The following is a 20,254-nucleotide window of genomic DNA, read 5'->3' on the forward strand; positions in this document are numbered from 1 at the left end:
GCCCCTCCGTACGCGTGACCCGGCGCGTCCACGAGTCCGCCCGGCCCGCAGCCGTCCGAGCCATGGCCCGCCCGGCCGGGGGCCGGCGCGTCAGGGCAGTCTGCGGGCCGCGACCATCCGGGCCCGCGGGCTGCCGTCGGTGCGCCGGCCGAACTCCTCGAGCGGGTACAGCTCCACACGGAAACCGGCCCGCTCCAGCTCCCGCCGCAGGTCGCCGAACCGGAAGGCGCGGTAGTACATGACGAACGGCGGCCGCCACACGGCGTTGCGCACCCGCATCACCGCGTCGAAGGCGAGCAGCGTCCAGAACGCCGTCGAGCCGGGGCTCGGCGGGGCGGACACCGGGAAGGCGAACAGGCCGCCGGGCCGCAGCGCCGAGTGGACCCGGCCGAACAGTCCGGGCAGCTCCTCCGGCAGGAAGTGCCCGAGCGCGCCGAAGCTGACGACCAGGTCGAACGCGGCGGCGAAGGGCAGCGCCCGGGCGTCCCCGCGCACCCAGCCGGGCCGGGGACCCGCGACCGGGGCGCGGTCCCGGGCCACCGACAGCATCCCGGCGCTGAAGTCGACCCCCGTGACGCTCTCCCGGCACACCCGGGTCAGCACCTCGGCGCCGGCGCCCGTGCCGCAGCACAGATCGAGCCCGTCCCGGAACGGCCCCATCCCCTCCAGAACCGACGCGACGGCTCCCAGCACCGCGTCCGGCGTCCGGAACGGGGTGTGATCGAACTTCGGCGCGAGCAGGTCGTAGCCGCGCTCGACGGAGGACAGCGCCTGGACGGCGAGCTCACGCAGGGTGGGACCTTCGGGAGTGAACACCCGGGTCAGCCTAGACACCTCCCTCCGACCGGACACCTCCCTTCGACCGGACCCTTGACACCTCGATCACCCCTCACGACTATATGAACCAACGGTTCGCTTAATGAACCAACAAGCCAGATCTCCGGAGGAGAGCCGTGCCCATTCGAGTCCGCAAGATCATCAAGCAGCTCGACGAGACGAGGCTGGAGAACGGCCGTGCCGTGGACCCGGTGCACCGGGTCGCGTTCGTCGGGGCCGTCATCGAGAACCCGTATCCCGGCGAGTACGTCCAGGACCTCGTCACCCTCGCCGACGAGCTGGGCGAGGAGATCGGCAAGCTGGTCGGCCCCGCCTGTGTGGAGCTGCTGGGCGCCGAGGTCGAGGCGTTCGGCAAGGCCGCGCTCGTCGGCATCGAGGGAGAGGTCGAGCACGGCTCGGCGCTCATCCACAACCTGCGCTTCGGCAACGTCTTCCGCTCCGCCGCGGGCGGTACCGAGCTGCTTCCGGCTGCCGAGAAGGTCGGCCTTCCCGGCAGTCCGATCGACATCCCGCTCAAGCACAAGCTGGACGCCAAGACCCGCTCGCACCACCAGACGGTGACGCTCCAGGTCGCCGACGTGCCCCGGCCGCGCGAGATCTTCGTCGTGTGCGCCGCCGCGAACACCGGTCGCCCGCTGGCCCGTCTCGCCGCGTTCGGCGCCGAGACCCGGAACCAGTGACCGGCCCGCCCGGCAGCAGTCGAACGACGAGGAGGCAAGTCCGTTGACCATCACCGATACCGATACCGATACCTGGACCGGGCAACGCGTCAAGGAAGCCGACACCGAGTACGTCATCCACTCCTGGTCCGTCCAGGGCTCGCTCAACCCCATCCCGGTGGCCGGCGGTTCCGGGTCCTGGTTCTGGGACTACGAGGGGAACCGATACCTCGACTTCCAGTCCCAGCTCGTCAACCTCAACCTGGGCCACCAGCACCCCAAGCTGGTCGAGGCCATCCGCGAGCAGGCCGACCGCCTGTGCTACATAGGCCCCGGCTTCGCCGAACGCTCCCGCGCCGAGCTGGCCGAGATGCTGGCCGAACTCACCCCCGGCGACCTGAAGATGAGTTTCTTCACCACCGGTGGTGCGGCGGCCAACGAGAACGCGATCCGGCTCGCCCGTCACGTGACCGGGCGCCACAAGGTGATCGCCCGCTACCGCTCGTACCACGGCGCCACCAACGGGGCGATGTCGCTGACCGGCGACCCCCGCCGCTGGTCCGCCGAGCCGGGCGGGATGCCGGGAGTGGTGCGGATGCTCGACCCGTACACCTACCGCTGCCCGGCCGGACACCCGGACCCCTGCCCGGTGTGCTCCGGAGGACCGCACCTGGAGGAGATCCTCCAGTACGAGAACCCCGACACCGTCGCCGCCGTGATCGTCGAGCCGGTCACCGGCACCAACGGCCTGCTCTACCCGCCCGACGGTTACCTGCGGTCGCTGCGCGAGGTCTGCGACCGGTACGGCATCCTGCTCATCTTCGACGAGGTCATGGCCGGCTTCGGCCGCACCGGTGAGTGGTTCGCCTGCAACCACTGGGACGTCACCCCCGACATCCTCACCACCGCCAAGGGCCTGAACTCGGGATACGTCCCGCTGGGCGCGATGACCGTCTCGTCCCGCGTCTCCGAGTGGCTCAAGGACAACATGTTCTGGGGCGGCCTCACCTACGCCGGACACCCGCTGGCCTGCGCCTCCGGCGTCGCCTCGCTGCGCATCATGCAGGAGGAGAACGTCGTGGAGAACGCGCGGCTGCGCGGCGAACGCCTCGGTGCCGGACTGGCCGGGCTCGCCGAGCGCCACCCGAGCATCGGTGAGATCCGCGGCCGCGGCCTGTTCTACGGCGTCGAGCTGGTGAAGGACCGGGAGAGCCGCGAACCGCTGGTGCCGTTCAACGCCAAGGGCCCGGCCGCGGCGCCGGTCAGCCGGATCGTGAAGGAGGCCATGTCCCGCGGCCTGTACCTGACGGCCAACTTCAACGTGCTCCGGCTGACTCCTCCGCTCGTCATCGAGGACTCCGAGATCGACCTCGCGCTCGAGGTGCTGGACGACGTCCTGAATCTCGCCGATGAGCACTACGCAGGGTGAGGCGCACAACGGTGGGCACAGCGCGGGTGTGCCACGCGAGAGGAGGAGCAGCATGGCATCAACGCTGATCAGAGGCGGTACGGTCGTCAACGCCGACGCCGCCGTCCGGGCCGACGTACTGATACGCGACGGTGTGGTCGCGGCGCTCGGCGCCGGCACGGACGACTGGAGCGCCGACCACGTGGTCGACGCGGAGGGGATGCTCGTGATGCCCGGCGGCATCGACGCGCACACCCACCTCGAATATCCCGTCGACGGCTTCACCACCCGCACCGCGGACGACTTCCACAGCGGGACGGTGGCCGCCGCCCACGGCGGTACGACCACGGTCCTGGACTTCGTGAAGAAGGAGCCGGAGCGGAGCCTGCTCGACACCTACCGGTCCCGTCGCGACGTCGCGGCGGCCAAGTCGGTGGTCGACTTCGGGCTGCACGCGATCGTCCCGCCCCGCGAGCAGCAGCCCGACGTCCTGGACGACCTGCGGAAGCTGGCCGGGGAGGGGGCCACGAGCTGGAAGTTCTTCATGGCCTACCCCGGCACCCAGATGGTCGACGACGGGGAGCTGCTGGAGGGCTTCGAACTCGCCCTGGAGCACGGCGTCCTGCCGATGGTGCACGCCGAGAACGGCCACATGATCGCCCGGGAGACCCAGCGGCTGCTGGCCGACGGCCGCACGGCCGAGGTGTTCCACGCCACCGCCCACGGGCACGACGCCGAGGCGGAGGCCGTGCACCGCGCCGTGGTCCTCGCCGAGTCCGTCGGCACCCCGCTCTACGTGGTGCACGTCTCCAGCGCCGCCGCGGCCGACGAGATCAGCAGGGCCAGGGCCGCCGGAGCCCGGGTGTGGGGCGAGACCTGTCCCCAGTACCTGGCCGTCGCCTACGAGGACTACGCCGACCTGGGCGAGAAGGCCGCCGCCTACCTGTGCTCGCCCCCGATCCGGGAGCGGGGCAACCAGGAGGGGCTGTGGCGCTCCCTGGTCACCGGGGCGATGTCCACGGTGGCCACCGACCACGCCGGCTTCTGCCTCCACCAGCCCGAGGACCTGCCGCCGCAGAAGCTGCGCAGCCCCGGATACTTCCCGAAGGTCCCCAACGGGGTCCCCGGGATCGAGGACCGCCTCATGGTGCTGTGGGAGACCGGGGTCGCGAGCGGCCGGTTCGACGCCTGCCGGTTCGTGGACCTGGTCTCCACCCGCCCGGCCAAACTGTTCGGGATGTTCCCGCACAAGGGCGCCGTCGCCGTGGGCGCGGACGCCGACCTGCTGGTGTGGGACCCGGCCGCCGACCACGTGATCAGCGCGGCCGGCAGTCACATGCGCACCGACTACAACCTCTACGAGGGGATGCGCGTGACCGGCCGTCCGGTCCGCGTCTTCTCCCGGGGCGAGCAACTCGTCGGCCCCGACGGGTCCTTCGACGGGGCCGCGGGCCGAGGACGTTTCCTCACCCGGGGCAAGCCCCAACTGCACTGATGTTTCCACGTCCTTGACACGTCACACCAACTGACACGTGTCCACGGTGCGGAACCTCCGGTCGGACGGGTTCCGCACACCGGGCACGTGTCTCGCAAGACGAACGGAGCAGTGGCTCGATGAAACTCCCCCTGGGCATCCATGTCGGCGAACGGCTGAGCCTGGAGCAGACGTACTGGCAGGCCGAGCTGGCCGACCAGAACGGGTTCGAATCCGTGTGGGTCGCGGAGGGGCGGCTGGCGCGCGACGGCATCGTCCCGGCCGCCGTCATCGCGAGCAGGACCCGCAACGTCAAGATCGGCACGGGCGTCGTCAACAACAAGAGCCGGAACGCCGCCCTGATGGCCGTCACCTTCAAGACCCTCGACGAACTGGCCCCCGGCCGCGCGATTCTCGGCATCGGCGCCTGGTGGGAGCCGCTGGCCACCAAGGTCGGCCAGCCGCTGCGCAAGCCCGTCGCCTCGATGCGCGAGTACATCACCGTGCTGCAGAGCTTCTTCCGCAACGAAGTCGTCAACTTCGAGGGCGAGTTCGTGCAGATGCAGGACGTGCGCTTCGACAGCATGTACCGGGAGAACAAGCCGGTCGACATCCCCATCTACATCGGCGCCGTCGGCCCCCGCATGCTGGAGCTGGCCGGTGAGATCAGCGACGGCGTGCACATGGACTTCCTGCTGCCGCCCTCGTACCTGGTCGGCGCGAAGGAGGCGATCGACAAGGGCATCGCCAAGCGGACCGACGGCAAGGACTCGATCGACCTCACGCAGATCGTCGCGTGCAGCGTCAACGACGACGACCCGCAGGAGGCCATCGACGCCTGCAAGGCGTTCCTCACCCTCTACCTGGCGCAGCAGCCGCACATCGCCGAGCACTGCGGCGTGGAGCGCGAACTGGTGGACCGCATCCAGGAGCGGGCCGGCTGGCCCGCCACCCCCGAGGCGATCAAGAAGGCCATGCCGCTGGTCCCCAACAGCCTGGTGCAGAACGTCACCGCCTGCGGCAGCACCGACGACGTGTTCTCCAAGCTGATGGAGTACCACGAGGCCGGGGTCCGCTGCCCGATCATCTCCACCCTGGGCGACAAGGAGCAGACTCTGACCCGCCTCGTCCAGGCCGCGAAGGGCTGACGGCGATGAGCGACTTCCCGATCGGCCGGATCGCCGTGGTCGGCGGTACCGGCCCCCAGGGCAAGGGCCTGGCCTACCGGCTCGCCCGCGCCGGCCATCCGGTCGTACTCGGTTCACGCGACGCCGGCCGGGCCGCCGACGCGGCCGGGGAACTGCGCGCCCTGCCGGGCGTGGCCGCGCCCGTCGACGGCGCCTCCAACGAGGACGCCGTCCGGCAGGCCGGAACCGTCCTGCTGGCCGTCCCCTACCAGGGCCACGCCGAACTGGTGGCCTCGCTGGCCGACGGTCTCGCCGGCAAGGTGGTCATCTCCTGCGTCAACCCGCTGGGATTCGACAAGGGCGGCCCCTACGGTCTGCCCGTCGCGGCCGGGAGCGCCGCCGAGGAGGCGGCTGGGCTCGTCCCGTCCGCCGCGGTCGTCGGCGCCTTCCACCACCTGGCCGCCCCGCTGCTGCTCGACCCCGAGGCCGACCTGAGCCATGAGGACGTCCTCGTCTGCGGGGACGACGCCGACGCCAAGGCCCGGGTGATGGCCCTGGCCACCGACGTCACCTCGGGCCGCGCGGTGGACGCGGGCCGGCTGCGGCTGGCCGCCCAGCTCGAGCCGCTCACCGCGGTGCTGATCTCCGTCAACAAGCGCTACAGGACCAGATCCGGTGTCGCCCTCACCGGCCTGGCCCCCGCCGCCGTCAAGGAGGAAGTGGCATGAGACTCGCCGCGGTCCAGCTCCGGGCCACCGACGACCGGGCCGAGACCATCGAACGCGCCGGCGACCTGGTGGACGCAGCCGTCGACCAGGGAGCCGGGATCGTCCTGCTGCCCGAGCTGTTCGCCGTCCCGTTCGTCCAGCCCGACCCCGACCCGGACTACTTCCGGCTCGCGGAGAGCCTCGACGGGCCCTCGAACACCATGGCGGCGGAACGTTCCCGCAGGGCCGGCATCACCGTCGTCTCCTCCATCTTCGAGGAGGGCGAGGTGCCCGGCGTCTACTACAACACCGCCTGCACCTACGTACGCGGCGAACTGAAGTCGGTCTACCGCAAGTCCCACCTGCCGTTCTCCAACGGCTTCCCGGAGAAGTTCTACTTCCGGCCCGGTGGGACCGAGCCCGAGGTCGTGGACACCGGCGAGACCGGTGTCGGCACGATCATCTGCTACGAGCGGCACTTCCCGGAGCTGAGCCGGATCGTCGCCCTGCGCGGAGGCTCCGTGCTCTGCGTGCCGGTGGCCTCGGCGAGCGCGCCGATGCGCGAGGTGTTCCAGCTGGAGCTGCGCGCCCACGCCGTCTTCAACGGGATGTTCGTCATCTGCTCCAACCGCGTCGGCAGGGAGGGTGTCAAGGAGTACTTCGGGCTCAGCGCCGTCTACGGCCCCGACGGCGACATCCTCGCCCAGGCTGCCGACGACCGCGACGACGTCGCCGTCGCCGAGGTGGACCTGGAGCGCGTGGCCGCCACCCGGCGCAGCCGCCCGTTCCTGCGCGACCGCCGCCCGGAGCTGTACGACCGGCTGACCGGAATGGGACCGGCGACACCATGACCACGCCATGGATCGCACTGGTACCGGCCAAGCCCTTCGCGCGGGCCAAGACCCGGTGTGCCGGGCTCACTCCGGACGCCAGGCGCTCCCTGGCCAAGGCCATGCTGACCGATGTGGTGCGGCGGCTCCGAGGGGTGCCCGCCGTCCACTCGGTCGTCGTGGTGACGGCGGATCCCGAGGTGACGGGCCTGGCCCTCGCCTCGGGGGCCGCCGCCTCGGGCTCAGGGCGCTTCCCCGGCCTCAACGGCGAGGTCGGGGAAGCCCTTGAGGCGGTCGGCGGTGCCGCCCCCGCTGCCGCACTCGCCCTGATCATGGGCGATCTCGCGGGGGCGGGCACCGCCGACTACGCGACGGCCCTCACCCTGGCCGCCCGCCACCGGCGTGCGGTCGTCGGGGACGCCGACGGCACCGGGACGACCCTGCTCACCCTCCGTGACGCGGCGGACTTCCGGCCGTTCCTCGGCCCCGGCTCCCTGAGGCGGTTCCACGCCGCCGGATACCACGATCTCGGCGTGGGGCCCTCGTCCCCGCTGCGCCGGGACGTCGACACCGTCGACCACCTGCTGTCACTGCCCCCGCACACGCTCGGTCCCGCCACCCGGCAATGGCTCGCCGCCGCCTTCCCTCCCGGCGGCCCCCGGCCGGGCCCGAGCACCGACGAACGAAGGGTCGGAGCACTGTGAACGGCCTTCCCAGCCCCACCCGCTCGGCCATGAACCGGGCGCTGCGCCGGGCCACCGACGCCGTGACGCTCGACGCCGCCGAGGCCGAGGTCCTGCTGCACGCGCGCGGCGCCGATCTCGACCGGCTCTGCGCGGCGGCGAGCCGGGTCCGCGACGCCGGCCTCGAGGCCGCCGGGCGGCCCGGCGTGATCACCTACTCCCGCAAGGTGTTCATCCCGCTCACCCGGCTGTGCCGCGACCGCTGCCACTACTGCACCTTCGCCACCGTCCCGGGACGGCTCCCCGCGCCCTACCTCAGCCCCGACGAGGTGCTGGACATCGCCCGCGCGGGAGCGGCGGCGGGGTGCAAGGAGGCGCTGTTCACCCTGGGCGACCGGCCCGAGGAGCGCTGGCCCGCGGCCCGCGCCTGGCTGGACGCGCACGGCTACGACGACACGCTCAGCTACGTACGCGCCATGGCGATCCGGGTGCTGGAGGAGACCGGCCTGCTGCCTCACCTCAACCCCGGGGTGCTCTCCTGGACCGACCTCCAGCGGCTGAAGCCGGTGGCGCCGAGCATGGGCATGATGCTGGAGACCACGGCGACCCGGCTGTGGTCCGAGCCCGGCGGCCCGCACTACGGCTCACCCGACAAGGAGCCCGCGGTGCGGCTGCGGGTCCTGGAGGACGCGGGCCGCAGCAACGTGCCGTTCACCACCGGCATCCTCATCGGCATCGGGGAGACGCCCGCCGAACGGATCGACGCCCTGCGGGAGATCCGCCGGATCTCCCGGGCGTACGGGGGGATCCAGGAGGTGATCGTGCAGAACTTCCGGGCCAAGCCGGACACGGCGATGCGCGACGCGCCCGACGCCGGCCCGGCCGAACTGGCCGCCACCATCGCGGTGGCGCGGCTGCTGCTCGGCCCCGGGGTCCGCATCCAGGCCCCGCCGAACCTGGTGGGCGAGGAGTTCGCGCTGGTGCTGCGGGCCGGCATCGACGACTGGGGCGGGGTCTCCCCGGTGACCGGTGACCATGTCAACCCCGAGCGGCCCTGGCCGGTGATCGAGGAACTGGCCGCGCACACCGCGGCCGCGGGCTTCACCCTCCGCGAGCGGCTGACGGTCCATCCCGAGCACCTGCGGCGCGGTGAGCCGTGGCTGGATCCCCGGCTGGCTCCCCATGTGGCGGCGCTCGCCGATCCCGCGACCGGCCTGGCGGCCGAGGGGGCGCTCCCCCGCGGCCTGCCCTGGCAGGAGCCGGAGACAGCGCTCGTCGCCACCGGCCGCACCGACCTGTTCGCCGCCATCGACACCGACGGCCGCACCACCGACCGGCGGGCGGACTTCGACTCGGTGTACGGCGACTGGTCGGCGGTCGCTCAGGCGGTGCCGGAGGCGGCACGCGCGTCCGGGCGGGCCGGCGAGGCGAGGCCCGTGCCTTCCGTGGGCGCCCGGCCGGAGCGGCTGCGGCCCGAGTTCGCGGCGGCGCTGCGGGCAGCCCAGGCCGATCCCGCGGGGCTCGCGTCCGCGTCCGCGCTGACCCTGCTGGGCGCCGCGCCGGGGGCGGAGATCGAGGCGCTGGCAGGGCTCGCCGACGACCTGCGTGCCGAGGCGGCCGGGGACGAGGTCACCTATGTGGTCACCCGCAACATCAACTTCACCAACGTCTGCTACACCGGTTGCCGCTTCTGCGCCTTCGCCCAGCGCCGCACCGACGCCGACGCGTACACCCTGTCGCTGGAGCAGATCGGTGTGCGGGCCGAGGAGGCGTGGGGGGTGGGGGCGAGCGAGGTCTGCCTCCAGGGCGGGATCCACCCGGACCTGCCGGGCAGCGCGTACTTCGACATCGCCGCCGAGATCAAGCGGCGTACCCCGGACATGCACGTGCACGCCTTCTCACCCATGGAGGTCGTCAATGGCGCGACCAGGATGGACCTGTCGGTACGGGAGTGGCTCCAGGCGGCCCGTGCGGCAGGCGTCGACTCGTTGCCCGGCACGGCGGCCGAGCTCCTCGACGACGAGGTCCGCTGGGTGCTCACCAAGGGGAAACTTCCCGCGGCCCAGTGGATCGAGGTGGTCACCACCGCCCACTCGCTGGGCATCCCGACCACGGCGACGATGATGTACGGCCACGTGGACACCCCGCGCCACTGGGTGGACCACATCAAGCTGATCGGACGGCTCCAGGAGGAGACGGGCGGGTTCACCGAGTTCGTTCTCCTGCCGTTCGTCCACACCAACTCCCCGGTCTATCTGGCCGGAATCGCCCGGTCCGGGCCGACCGCCCTGGAGAACCGGGCCGTGCACGCCCTGGCGCGGATCCTGCTGCACGGCAGGATCCGCAACATCCAGACGAGCTGGGTGAAGCTGGCGCGGGACAGCGTCCTCGACGTCCTGCGAGGCGGTGTCAACGACATCGGCGGAACGCTGATGGAGGAGACCATCAGCAGGATGGCAGGCTCCGAGCAGGGCAGCTGCAAGAGCGTGAGCGACCTGGAGGCGCTGGCCCACGACGCCGGCCGTCCGGCTCGTATGAGGACCACCACGTACGGCACCGTCGGCGCGGAGCGGGAGGCGGTGGCCCGCGCGCACGACGGGGTGCGGCGGCCGTCGAGGCCGTCCCTGACGCTGCTCGATTCATAGGGCACGGCCCTCGCGCCCGCCCTCCGGGACAACCGTCCTGTGCGGGCCCGACGAATATCGGATACGCCGGCGAATCCCTCGTGCGCCGCCTCGCCCATTTCCTCGGGGCGACAGTCGAAGCGCATTACGGTGGGGTGATTCTCCGGCGTTCCGGCGTTCCCCGAATCCGGGATTACGGCGCCTCGCAAAACCCGCCACCCATTTCGGCCAAACCGTTGACGAGAACTGAGCCGCCCTCTAGCGTGAACCACCAGTTCACTCAGCGATCCAGTCCGCTGGGTGGCTTCACAGGTCGGCAGGGGCGACCAGATCCCCTCCCTGGACGACACATCCGAAGGATTCGGAGAGTGCCTGAGCATGACTGCGACCAACATCTCTGCATCGCCCAGACCACCCGCGGCCCGTGAGGGGCAGGNGGCGGATCCCGCGGCGTCCCGCGAGCCGGGCCGCGCGGGCGCCCTCGTCCGCCGGCTCACCGACCCGCTCGGCGCCCTGCTCGTCGTGGCCGTCCTCGCCGGCCTGTGGGAGGGCTACAAGGCGTTCGGCCGGGCCGTCGACGACCGGATCCTCGGGATCGGCCTGCCGGTCGCCACCGACGACCTGTCGATGCCGCACCTGTGGACGATCCTCGGCTCGCTCATGGCGCCGGCCCGCGCGGGCGACACGACCTCACTGGCGGTGTACCTCGTCGGCGAGACCACCGTGACGCTCCGCGAAGCCCTCTACGGCCTGGCGGCCGGATCGCTCCTCGGTCTCGCGCTGGCTGTGCTCTTCCTCCATGTGACACCGGTGAGCAAGGGCCTGATGCCCTGGCTGGTCGCCTCCCAGACGGTCCCGCTGGTCGCCATCGCCCCGATGATCGTGATCTGGGGCGGCAAGGCGGGTCTGCCGCCGTGGGCCGCGGTCACCGGCATCGCCGCCTATCTCGCGTTCTTCCCCGTCACCATCAACTCCCTGCGCGGGCTGAAGTCCCCGCCCAAGGTGCAGCTCGACTTCATGCGCAGCGTCGGCGCCGGGCGCGCCCGGGTGCTGTGGTCGCTCCGGTTCCCGGCGGCCCTCCCGTACGTCTTCGCCGGACTGCGGCTCGCCGCGACCGCGAGCGTGGTGGGGGCCATCGTGGGCGAGCTGTCGGCCGGCACCGGCCGCGGCATCGGCCGCGCGATCCTCACCTCCGCCTACTACTACTCGAACGGGCCGGAGAAGCTGTACGCCGCCGTCCTCGTCGCCGCGATCGCCGGAATCCTCTTCGTGCAGGTCCTCGCCCTGCTGGAGCGCTTCGCCCTCCGCCACCGGCACGCCCGCTAGCCGAGAACCCACAACCTCTGGAGCCACTGATGGCCGAGCCCGCAATCATCTCCGTGCGCGGAGTCGACAAAGTCTTCAACGGCGGTTCCGACCGCGCGGTGACCGCTCTGCAGGACATCGATCTGACCATCGAGCGGGGTGAGTTCGTCTCCCTGCTCGGACCCAGCGGCTGCGGCAAGTCCACTCTGCTGCGGGTGATGGCGGACCTCACCGCTCCCACGAGCGGCACCGTCACCGTCAACGGCAAGGCACCGGGTGCGGCACGCGCCGACCGCGACTACGGCATGGTCTTCCAGCAGGCCGGCCTGTTCGAGTGGCGCAGTGTCCTGCGCAACGTCGAACTCCCGCTCCAGGTGGCGGGGGCGAAGAAGGAGGTCCACCGGGCCAAGGCCATGGAGATGCTGGAACTGGTCCGCCTCAGCGAGTTCGCCGGGCACTACCCCTGGCAGCTCTCCGGCGGTATGCAGCAGCGCGTCGCGATCGCCCGCGCCCTCTCCGCCGACCCCGAGATCCTCTTCATGGACGAACCGCTCGGCGCCCTGGACGAGATGAACCGCGAGCGGCTCCAGGGCGAACTGCTGCGCATCTGGGGCGACACCCGCACCACCGTCGTCTTCGTCACGCACAGCATCTCCGAGGCCGTGTTCCTCTCCTCGCGGGTGGTGGTGATGTCCGCGCGGCCCGGCCGGGTGGCGGCCTGCATCGACGTGGATCTGCCCCACCCCAGGACCGCCGCGACGCGCACCGCGCCGGAGTTCTTCGAGAAGGTCAAGGAAGTCCGCGAGGCCCTGCACGGGGCCCCGAGCGAGCAGGCGGCGGCATGAGCACCCTCCGGCTTTCCCGTCCCGCCGGCGGTCCCGTGCTCAGGGCACGCGCCCTGCGGTTCGCTCCGGTCGCGCTGACCGCCGTGACTCTGCTCGGCCTGTGGCAGGCGGCCGTCGTACTGTTCGACGTGCCGGTGTTCATCATGCCGACCCCGGTCATGATCGCGGAGGCGTTCCGGCACGACTTCGGGACGATCATGTCCGCGTCCCGGTCCACCGCCGAACCCGTCCTGCTCGGCCTGGTCCTGGGGTCGCTCGGCGGCATCGCCGTGGCCCTCGTCGTCAGCCGCTTCCCCCGGTTGTCGGGCCCGGTGCTCAACGCCGCCGTGCTGATCAACTGCGCGCCCATCGTCGCTCTGGCCCCGATCTTCAACAACTGGTTCGGGGTGACCAGCCTGCTCTCCAAGGCCGGGGTCGCCGCCGTCATGGTGTTCTTCCCGGTGTTCGTCAACACCACCCGGGGCCTGCTCCAGATCGCGCCCCTGCATCTGGAGATCATGGAGTCACTCGCGGCCGGCCCGCGCCATGTGGCCTTCCTGCTGCGGCTGCCCAACGCGCTCCCGTTCGTCTTCAACGCGCTGAAGCTCGGTACCACCCTCGCCGTCATCGGCGTGATCGTCAGCGAGTACTTCGGTGGCAGCACCGAGGCGCTCGGCGTGTACATCGCCTATCAGGCGGCCCTTCCCCGTTTCGACTACGCCTGGGCCGGAATTCTCGTGTCCGGTGCGATCGGACTCGGTCTGTTCGGAGCCGTGACGCTCCTGGAGCGAATCCTCATGCCCTGGCACGAATCCCTGCACGAAGAAAAGTCCTGACCGCGGCAGCCTGCCGGCCCTGCCCTTTCCGGAATTCCCACCGGCTCCTCCTCTTCCGCATTCTCGGTTCTTTCCACCCGCCCTCTTTCCTTCCCCGCGGAGGTAACGTGTCCAGAAACCGAGCACCACTGTCCAGATCCGGCCGCCGTCCCGTCCGGGTGGCCGCGGGTCTCTCCGCCGCCGTGATGCTGCTCTCCGCCTGCGGAGGCATGTCCGACTCGACCGGCCGGGCCGCTGCCGAGGCCGGCAAGGACTGCGCGTCCAGGACGAAGGTCCGCGTCGTCCTCCAGTGGGTCGCCCAGGCCCAGTTCGCCGGGTACTACGCGGCGAAGGAGAAGGGCTTCTACGACAAGGCGTGCCTCGACGTGACGATCCAGGAGGGCGGGGTGAACATCGTGCCCCAGCAGGTCCTGTCGGCGGGCAACGCCGAGTTCGCCGTCTCCCACGTCACCAAGACCATGGTCACCCGCGAGCAGGGCGCCGACCTGGTCAACATCGGCCAGGAGTTCCAGCGCGGCGCCTACCTCCAGGTCGCCTGGGCCGACTCGGGCATCAAGACCCTCGCCGACCTCAAGGGCAAGCGGGTCGGGAGCTGGGGCTACGGCAACGAGCTGACCCTCTTCGCCGCGCTGAGGGGCTCCGGAGTCGACCCCAAGAAGGACGCCAGGATCATCCAGCAGCCGTTCGACATGTCACTGCTGCTCAAGCGCGAGGTCGACGCGGCCCAGGCCAAGACCTTCAACGAGTACGCACAGCTCCTGGAAAGCACGAACCCCAGGACCGGAAAGCTCTACCAGCCGTCGGACTTCGTCGCGATCAACCTCCAGGAGGCCGGGTACCAGACGCTGGAGGACGGCATCTACGCCAAGGAGTCCTGGCTGGCGAAGAAGGAGAACCGGGAGACCGCGGTCAAGTTCCTCAAGGCCACGTACGAGGGCTGGGGTTACTGCCGCGACGAACTCGCGGGCTGTGTCGACATCGTGCTGAAGAACGGCAGCGCCCTCGGCAAGGGCCACCAGACCTGGATGCTCAACGAGGTCAACAAGCTGATCTGGCCCGCCGAGAAGGGCGTCGGCATGATGGACGAGGCCGCCTGGGACCAGACCATCGACATCGCGATGAAGGCCGGTCTCCTCAAGGAACGGCCCCCGGCCGGGGCGTACCGCACCGATCTGACCGAGCGGGCGCTCCAGGAGCTGAGGGACGGCGGATTCGACGTCACCGGTGAGTCCTACCGGCCGGAAACGGTCAAGGTCACCGCCGGCGGCAAATAACGGGACGCTCCCGCCATCCGCCTCATCCGGCGCACACGGCGGCAGCGGCGGGCCTGCCAGGATGGTCGCACCGCTCGCAGTGACCTCGACGTGACAGACGGAGGAACAAATGGCAACCAGTGAAGCAGGGCTCGTCCGCAGGACGATCTGGCTGCTGCGTACGGTCGCGGCGCACCCGGAGGGGGTCGGGCTCAGCGAGATCGCCCGCGAGTCCGGCATCCCCAAGGCCACCTGTTACCGGGTCCTCACCGTCCTCGAACGCGAGAGCTGGCTGAACCTGGACCCGGTCACCCGCCGCTACCGCGTCTCGCTGGGGCTGCTGTCCATCGTCGGCGGGCTGCTGGACGGCGGCGGCGCCTACGGGCACATGCGGGACGTGCTGCGGGACCTGGCCAAGGAGACCAAGGAGACCGCCGGCTTCGACGTCCTGCTCGCGCCCAAGGTCATGGTCGTCGCCCAGGTTCCCGGCCCGTCCCTGATCGGGCAGACCCTCAAACCCGTACCGAGGACCCAGCCCGTCTGGGCCACCTCCACCGGCAAGGTCCTGCTCAGCGCCCTCGGCCCGGAGACCATCCGCGCCGAGTTCGGCGAGGAGTTCGAGACCAACGCGCCCGAGCAGCTCGGCGGGCTCGACGCGTTCATCGAGTCCATGGCCGAGGTGCGGACCCGCGGCTACGCCGTCGCCTACGACGAACTGGAGGTGGGCGCGGCCTCCGTCGCCGCCCCGGTCCGCGTCGGCCAGAACACCACCTATGCCGTCTGGATCGGCGGCCCCACCTACCGGCTGACCCGCTCGCGCATCGACGAGGTCGCCGAGTCCGTGATGAAGGCGGCTCGCCAGCTCGGCGACCTGCTGAGCGTCACCGGCATCGAACTGCCCACCGCACTCACCGAACGCTAGTGCCCTCGCCGGCACCGGCTCGTCCCCGGGTGCGAGAACCACCCCACAGCCACCCCGCCCCGCGCGGCGGCGGCGCGATCGAGGAGGAAGTGAATGGCTGCCCTTCAGGCGCGGCTCCAGGCCGCTCGCGAGGTTGCGGACCGGATACCCAAGGGCCTGTACATCGACGGCGAATGGCGCCCGTCCCGCAGCGGTGCGACCGTCGCCGTGGAGGACCCGGGCACCCGCACGGTGATCGCAGAGGTCGCCGACGCGGACACGGCGGACGCCACGGACGCCCTCGACGCCGCCGTGCGCGCCCAGGCGTCCTGGGCGGCGACGCCTCCCCGGGAACGCGGCGATGTGCTGCGCCGGGCCTTCGAGGCGATCATCGCCCGCAAGGACGACCTGGCCTCGCTGATGACCCTGGAGATGGGCAAGCCGTTCGCGGAGTCCCAGGCCGAAGTGGCCTACGCCGCCGAGTTCCTGCGGTGGTTCTCCGAGGAGGCCGTCCGTATCGACGGCGGGTACATGACCGCCCCGGGCGGCGGATCCCGTGTGGTGACGATGCGTCAGCCGGTGGGTCCCTGCCTGCTGGTCACCCCGTGGAACTTCCCCATGGCGATGGGCACCCGGAAGATCGGTCCGGCGCTCGCGGCCGGCTGCACCGTCGTCGTCAAACCGGCCAAGCAGACCCCGCTGTCCATGCTGGCCCTGGTGGACATCCTGCGGGAGGCCGGAGCACCCGCCGGTGTGGTGAACGTCTTCACCACCAACCGCTCCGGCGAGGTCACCGACCACCTGCTGAACGACCCCCGGCTGCGGAAGCTGTCCTTCACCGGGTCCACCGAGGTCGGCCGCGCGCTGCTCGCCAAGTCGTCGCGGAACGTGCTGCGCACCTCCATGGAACTCGGTGGCAACGCCCCCTTCCTGGTCTTCGCCGACGCCGATCTCGACGCCGCGGTGGAAGGCGCGTTCCAGGCGAAGATGCGCAACGTCGGTGAGGCCTGCACGGCCGCCAACCGGTTCTACGTCCAGTCCCCGGTCGCCGACGAGTTCGCGCGCCGCCTGGCCGACCGGCTGGCCGCCCTGCCCGTCGGCCACGGTCTGGACCCGGACACCCAGGTCGGTCCGCTGATCGACGCGAACGCGGTGAAGAACGTCACCGCCCTGGTCGCCGACGCCACCTCCGCCGGCGCCACTGTCCTCACCGGAGGCGGACCGGTCCCGTCGGACGGCCACTTCTTCGCGCCGACCGTGCTGGAGGGCGTACCGCTCGGGGCCCGTACCCTCGCGGAGGAGATCTTCGGTCCGGTCGCGCCGATCGTCGCCTTCGACGACGAGGACACGGCGGTGGCCCTGGCGAACGACTCCGAGTACGGACTGGCGGGCTATCTGTTCACCGAGAGCCTGAGCCGCGGGCTCCGGGTGAGCGAGCGGCTGGAGTGCGGCATGGTCGGGCTCAACCAGGGGATCATCTCCAACCCCGCCGCCCCCTTCGGAGGAGTCAAGCAGTCCGGGCTCGGCCGGGAAGGCGGAGCGGTGGGCATCGACGAGTACCTGAGCGTCAAGTACCTGGCGATCAAGGCGGCTCCGTGACGGGCTTCACCCTTGCGGGCATCCAGTTCGCACCCGCCCTCGGCGACCCCGCGGCGAACATCGGGACGTCCTCGCGGCTCATCCGCGAGGCGGCGGCCGGCGGGGCCCGGCTGGTCGTCCTGCCGGAAGCGGCCTCGGCCGGATACATGTTCACCGACCGCGCGGACGCCCGCGGGAACGCCGAGCCCGTCCCCGGCGGGCCGGTCTCCTCCGCCTGGGCCGCGCTCGCCGCCGAACTGGATCTGTGGATCGTCGCCGGGATCACCGAACTGGCGGGCGAGAAGGTGTACAACTCGGCGGTCCTGATCGGCCCCGAGGGGCATGTCGGGACGTTCCGCAAGGCGCACCTGTGGAACTTCGAGAGGGAGCTGTACGACCGTCAGGAGGACGGCTTCCCCGTCTTCCGCACCCCGCTCGGGAACATCGGCATCGGCATCTGCTACGACGCGTGGTTCCCGGAGACCTTCCGCAGCGCCGCGCTCGGCGGCGCCGACCTGCTGGCCCTCCCGTCGAACTGGGTGCCCGTACCCGGGCAGCCGAAGGACACCCCGGCGATGGCCAACCTGATGTGCATGACCGGGGCGCACAGCAACCAGTTCTACGTCGCCGGGGTCAGCCGCACCGGCAGCGAGCGCGACCAGCCCTTCATCGGCCGGTCGCTGATCGTGGGCCCGGACGGTTGGCTGCTGGCCGGACCGGCCGGCGACGACGAGGAGGCCGTCCTCTTCGCCGAAGTGGACCTGATCGGCTCCCGCGAGGAGCGGCTGGGCAACCCCTTCAACCAGCCGCTCGGCGACCGGCGCACCGACGTCTACCGCACCGGCGGCTTCACTCCGGCTCTCTCCGGCACCGTCTGAGACCGGCCCGGCACCTCCCCCGGCCTCCGGGCGCCCGGAAACCCTCCGGCGCCCGGAGGCCGGGGCACCCCGGAGGAGCTCCTCCAGCACCGCCCGGCAACCCACCCGGCACTCCGGAGTCCTCTTTCTACGACGGCGCCCCGCAAACCCTTCCAGGCGTCCCATGGCGGACACACCGGCATCCATTGACACACGGATAGTCCTCCCGGAGACTTCTTCCCACTACATGAACCCTTGGTTCACTGAATGGACCCACGGCTATGCGAGCGATCGAGCGCACCAACGAACAAGTGGAGCTCACCGACCCGGGCAGCATCGAGGGGAGCCCGCTCAACAACGAGGACCTGGCGCCCGTACCCCTGTCCCGCAGGACCTGGACCACGTACAACTACGCGGCGCTGTGGATGGGCATCGCCCACGGCATTCCCACGTACTACCTCGCCAGTGGCCTCATCAACCTCGGTATGAGCTGGTATCAGGCGGTCATGACGATCGCCCTGGGCAACCTGATCGTCCTGGTGCCCATCCTGCTCAACAGCCACGCCGGCACCAAGTACGGCATCCCCTACCCCGTCTTCTCCCGCGCCGCCTTCGGCACCCTCGGTGCCAACATACCGGCGGTGCTGCGCGCCCTGTCCGCATGCGGCTGGTTCGGCATCCAGACATGGGTCGGCGGTCAGGCCATCTACACCATCACCGGTGCCTTCGCCGGTGACGCGTGGACCCACGCGAGCGAGATAGGGGGCCACCCGAAGACGCTGTGGCTGTCCTTCGCGGTCTTCTGGCTCCTGCAGATCGCGCTCATCGTCCGCGGCGTCGAATCCATCCGCCGCTTCGAGAACTGGTCCGCGCCGCTCATCCTGGTCGTCGCCGCGTTCCTCCTGGTCTGGATGGTCATCAAGGCGGACGGCTTCGGCCCGCTCGCCACCGAGCCGTCCAAGCTGGGCTGGGGCGCCGACTTCTGGGTGCTGTTCGCGCCTTCCCTGATGGGCATGATCGCGTACTTCGCCACGATGTCCGTGAACATCGCGGACTTCACCCGCTATGCCAAGGGACAGCGGGAACAGATCGTCGGCCAGTCGCTGGGCCTGCCGCCCACGATCACGGTGTTCTCCATGATCGGCGCCCTCACCACCTCGGCCACCATCGCCGTTTTCGGGCACGCGATCTGGGACCCGGTCGACCTGGTCAGCCGCTTCTCCAACCCGTTCGTCGTCCTGTTCGCCCTGCTGTGCGTCGTCGTGGCCACCGTCGCCGTCAACGTCGCGGCCAACGTCGTGGGCCCCGCCTTCGACTTCTCCAACCTCTTCCCGCGCCTCATCAGCTTCCGCACCGGCGGCATCATCGCCGGCGTCATCGGCATCCTGATGCAGCCCTGGCGGCTGCTGTCCTCGCCCGAGCTGTACATCTTCACCTGGCTCGGCATCACCGGCGCCTTCCTCGGCGGCGTCGCCGGGATCCTGACCGCGGACTACTGGCTGCTGCGCAAGCGTGAACTCGACCTCGTCGGGCTGTACACGCGCGGCGGACCCTACGAGTACGCGAAGGGCTTCAACTGGCGTCCGCTCGCGGCCCTCGTGATCGTCCTGTTCCTCTCCCTCGGCGGCGCGTACTCCGGGGACGCCGCGGGCCCCTTCCCGACCGACGGGTACATCCCCTTCCTCAAGCCGCTGTTCGACTACAACTGGGCCATCGCCTTCCTCGGCGGCATCGCCCTGCACTTCCTGTTCAGCAAGCTCTTCCCGCACCGCGCACCGCGCCGGGTGGCCGAAGAGAAGGAGGCCGAGCAGATCGCGGTCTGACCCCGGGGCGGCCATGCGAAGCGGCCGTCCACGTCCCCCCACCCACACACCCGTCGCAGTCTCCCCCGGAGGACCCTGATGAAGACCCGTGCCGCCGTCATGACCGCCCCAGGCAAGGACTGGGAGATCACCGAACTCGAACTCGCCCCGCCCCAGGCCGGCGAGGTCCTGGTCCGCTTCACCCACGCCGGACTCTGCTACTCCGACGAGCACGTGCGCACCGGCAACATGGCGCCGCTGCCCATCATCGGCGGGCACGAGGGGTCCGGCATCGTCGAAGCCGTCGGCGAGGGCGTGTCCAAACTCGCCCCCGGCGACCACGTGGCCGCTTCCTTCAAGCCGTCCTGCGGGCACTGCCGCTGGTGCGCCAGCGGCCGGTCCAACCTGTGCGACGCCGCGGCCTACGGCCCCGAGGGCAAACTCCCCGACGGCACCTACCGGTTCACCGGCCCCGACGGGCCGATCGGCGCCAACTGCGCGCTGGGCACCTTCGCCGAGCACTCCGTCGTCTCCCAGGACTCCCTGGTC

At 70.9% G+C, this 20,254-nt stretch carries 18 protein-coding genes; 17 read left to right on the forward strand and 1 reads right to left on the reverse strand.

Features of this window, described 5'->3' with window-relative positions:
- Positions 1 to 90 precede the first annotated feature (90 nt).
- The gene (locus RH94_RS36935) at positions 91 to 816 is read right to left on the reverse strand and encodes a class I SAM-dependent methyltransferase (RefSeq protein ID WP_073952679.1); all 726 of its coding nucleotides are present in this window, start codon (positions 814 to 816) and stop codon (positions 91 to 93) included.
- Positions 817 to 953: 137 nt separating this feature from the next.
- Between RH94_RS36935 and RH94_RS36940 the strand changes: the two genes are divergently transcribed.
- The 17 genes from RH94_RS36940 to RH94_RS45845 all read left to right on the forward strand — a co-directional run.
- On the forward strand, positions 954 to 1,517 hold the full coding sequence (locus tag RH94_RS36940) for an amino acid synthesis family protein (RefSeq protein WP_234426317.1): 564 nt from the start codon (positions 954 to 956) through the stop codon (positions 1,515 to 1,517).
- 43 nt (positions 1,518 to 1,560) lie between these two features.
- Positions 1,561 to 2,925, forward strand: a complete 1,365-nt coding sequence (locus tag RH94_RS36945) for an aminotransferase class III-fold pyridoxal phosphate-dependent enzyme (protein WP_107428912.1) — start codon at positions 1,561 to 1,563, stop codon at positions 2,923 to 2,925.
- 52 nt (positions 2,926 to 2,977) lie between these two features.
- Positions 2,978 to 4,399: a dihydropyrimidinase gene (gene hydA, locus RH94_RS36950; RefSeq protein WP_073952680.1), complete on the forward strand. Its 1,422-nt coding sequence runs from the start codon at positions 2,978 to 2,980 to the stop codon at positions 4,397 to 4,399.
- A 119-nt stretch (positions 4,400 to 4,518) separates the two neighbouring features.
- On the forward strand, positions 4,519 to 5,526 hold the full coding sequence (locus tag RH94_RS36955; protein ID WP_073952681.1) for an LLM class flavin-dependent oxidoreductase: 1,008 nt from the start codon (positions 4,519 to 4,521) through the stop codon (positions 5,524 to 5,526).
- Positions 5,527 to 5,531: 5 nt separating this feature from the next.
- A complete protein-coding gene (gene npdG, locus RH94_RS36960; RefSeq protein WP_073952682.1) occupies positions 5,532 to 6,233 on the forward strand; it encodes an NADPH-dependent F420 reductase in 702 nt (233 codons plus the stop codon).
- Positions 6,230 to 7,063, forward strand: a complete 834-nt coding sequence (locus RH94_RS36965; RefSeq protein WP_073952683.1) for a nitrilase-related carbon-nitrogen hydrolase — start codon at positions 6,230 to 6,232, stop codon at positions 7,061 to 7,063. The genes npdG and RH94_RS36965 overlap by 4 nt, the downstream gene beginning before the upstream one ends.
- Positions 7,060 to 7,746 carry a 2-phospho-L-lactate guanylyltransferase gene (cofC, locus tag RH94_RS36970; RefSeq protein ID WP_073952684.1) on the forward strand — a complete coding sequence of 229 codons (687 nt, stop codon included), beginning with the start codon at positions 7,060 to 7,062 and terminating at the stop codon, positions 7,744 to 7,746. The genes RH94_RS36965 and cofC overlap by 4 nt, the downstream gene beginning before the upstream one ends.
- Before the next feature lie 29 nt (positions 7,747 to 7,775).
- On the forward strand, positions 7,776 to 10,370 hold the full coding sequence (locus RH94_RS36975; protein WP_234426330.1) for a bifunctional FO biosynthesis protein CofGH: 2,595 nt from the start codon (positions 7,776 to 7,778) through the stop codon (positions 10,368 to 10,370).
- Between the two features lie 639 nt (positions 10,371 to 11,009).
- On the forward strand, positions 11,010 to 11,675 hold the full coding sequence (locus tag RH94_RS46895) for an ABC transporter permease (RefSeq protein WP_407697413.1): 666 nt from the start codon (positions 11,010 to 11,012) through the stop codon (positions 11,673 to 11,675).
- Positions 11,676 to 11,704: 29 nt separating this feature from the next.
- The gene (locus RH94_RS36985; RefSeq protein ID WP_073952686.1) at positions 11,705 to 12,499 is read left to right on the forward strand and encodes an ABC transporter ATP-binding protein; all 795 of its coding nucleotides are present in this window, start codon (positions 11,705 to 11,707) and stop codon (positions 12,497 to 12,499) included.
- A complete protein-coding gene (locus RH94_RS36990) occupies positions 12,496 to 13,314 on the forward strand; it encodes an ABC transporter permease (RefSeq protein ID WP_073952687.1) in 819 nt (272 codons plus the stop codon). The genes RH94_RS36985 and RH94_RS36990 overlap by 4 nt, the downstream gene beginning before the upstream one ends.
- Before the next feature lie 209 nt (positions 13,315 to 13,523).
- Positions 13,524 to 14,588 carry an ABC transporter substrate-binding protein gene (locus RH94_RS36995; protein WP_199881145.1) on the forward strand — a complete coding sequence of 355 codons (1,065 nt, stop codon included), beginning with the start codon at positions 13,524 to 13,526 and terminating at the stop codon, positions 14,586 to 14,588.
- 109 nt (positions 14,589 to 14,697) lie between these two features.
- On the forward strand, positions 14,698 to 15,489 hold the full coding sequence (locus tag RH94_RS37000; protein WP_073952688.1) for an IclR family transcriptional regulator: 792 nt from the start codon (positions 14,698 to 14,700) through the stop codon (positions 15,487 to 15,489).
- Between the two features lie 93 nt (positions 15,490 to 15,582).
- A complete protein-coding gene (locus RH94_RS37005; RefSeq protein WP_073952689.1) occupies positions 15,583 to 17,067 on the forward strand; it encodes an NAD-dependent succinate-semialdehyde dehydrogenase in 1,485 nt (494 codons plus the stop codon).
- Positions 17,064 to 17,924 (forward strand): nitrilase family protein, encoded by an 861-nt coding sequence (locus RH94_RS37010; RefSeq protein ID WP_073952690.1) that lies wholly within the window; start codon positions 17,064 to 17,066, stop codon positions 17,922 to 17,924. The genes RH94_RS37005 and RH94_RS37010 overlap by 4 nt, the downstream gene beginning before the upstream one ends.
- A gap of 260 nt (positions 17,925 to 18,184) precedes the next feature.
- A complete protein-coding gene (locus tag RH94_RS37015; protein ID WP_073952691.1) occupies positions 18,185 to 19,726 on the forward strand; it encodes an NCS1 family nucleobase:cation symporter-1 in 1,542 nt (513 codons plus the stop codon).
- 78 nt (positions 19,727 to 19,804) lie between these two features.
- A partial coding sequence (locus tag RH94_RS45845; RefSeq protein WP_234426318.1) for an alcohol dehydrogenase catalytic domain-containing protein occupies positions 19,805 to 20,254 on the forward strand: 450 nt, incomplete at its 3' end.

The sequence above is a fragment of the Streptomyces kebangsaanensis genome, assembly GCF_001906585.1.
Taxonomy (GTDB): domain Bacteria; phylum Actinomycetota; class Actinomycetes; order Streptomycetales; family Streptomycetaceae; genus Streptomyces; species Streptomyces kebangsaanensis.

Bases quoted from the DNA above. Each gene is read 5' to 3' on its own strand.
- RH94_RS36985 (WP_073952686.1), top strand. From the start codon at position 11,705: ATGGCCGAGCCCGCAATCATCTCCGTGCGCGGAGTCGACAAAGTCTTC.
- npdG (WP_073952682.1), top strand. From the start codon at position 5,532: ATGAGCGACTTCCCGATCGGCCGGATCGCCGTGGTCGGCGGTACCGGC.
- RH94_RS36995 (WP_199881145.1), top strand. From the start codon at position 13,524: ATGTCCGACTCGACCGGCCGGGCCGCTGCCGAGGCCGGCAAGGACTGC.
- RH94_RS36990 (WP_073952687.1), top strand. From the start codon at position 12,496: ATGAGCACCCTCCGGCTTTCCCGTCCCGCCGGCGGTCCCGTGCTCAGG.
- RH94_RS46895 (WP_407697413.1), top strand. From the start codon at position 11,010: ATGGCGCCGGCCCGCGCGGGCGACACGACCTCACTGGCGGTGTACCTC.
- RH94_RS37015 (WP_073952691.1), top strand. From the start codon at position 18,185: ATGCGAGCGATCGAGCGCACCAACGAACAAGTGGAGCTCACCGACCCG.
- cofC (WP_073952684.1), top strand. From the start codon at position 7,060: ATGACCACGCCATGGATCGCACTGGTACCGGCCAAGCCCTTCGCGCGG.
- RH94_RS37005 (WP_073952689.1), top strand. From the start codon at position 15,583: ATGGCTGCCCTTCAGGCGCGGCTCCAGGCCGCTCGCGAGGTTGCGGAC.
- RH94_RS36955 (WP_073952681.1), top strand. From the start codon at position 4,519: ATGAAACTCCCCCTGGGCATCCATGTCGGCGAACGGCTGAGCCTGGAG.
- RH94_RS37000 (WP_073952688.1), top strand. From the start codon at position 14,698: ATGGCAACCAGTGAAGCAGGGCTCGTCCGCAGGACGATCTGGCTGCTG.
- hydA (WP_073952680.1), top strand. From the start codon at position 2,978: ATGGCATCAACGCTGATCAGAGGCGGTACGGTCGTCAACGCCGACGCC.
- RH94_RS36975 (WP_234426330.1), top strand. From the start codon at position 7,776: ATGAACCGGGCGCTGCGCCGGGCCACCGACGCCGTGACGCTCGACGCC.
- RH94_RS36965 (WP_073952683.1), top strand. From the start codon at position 6,230: ATGAGACTCGCCGCGGTCCAGCTCCGGGCCACCGACGACCGGGCCGAG.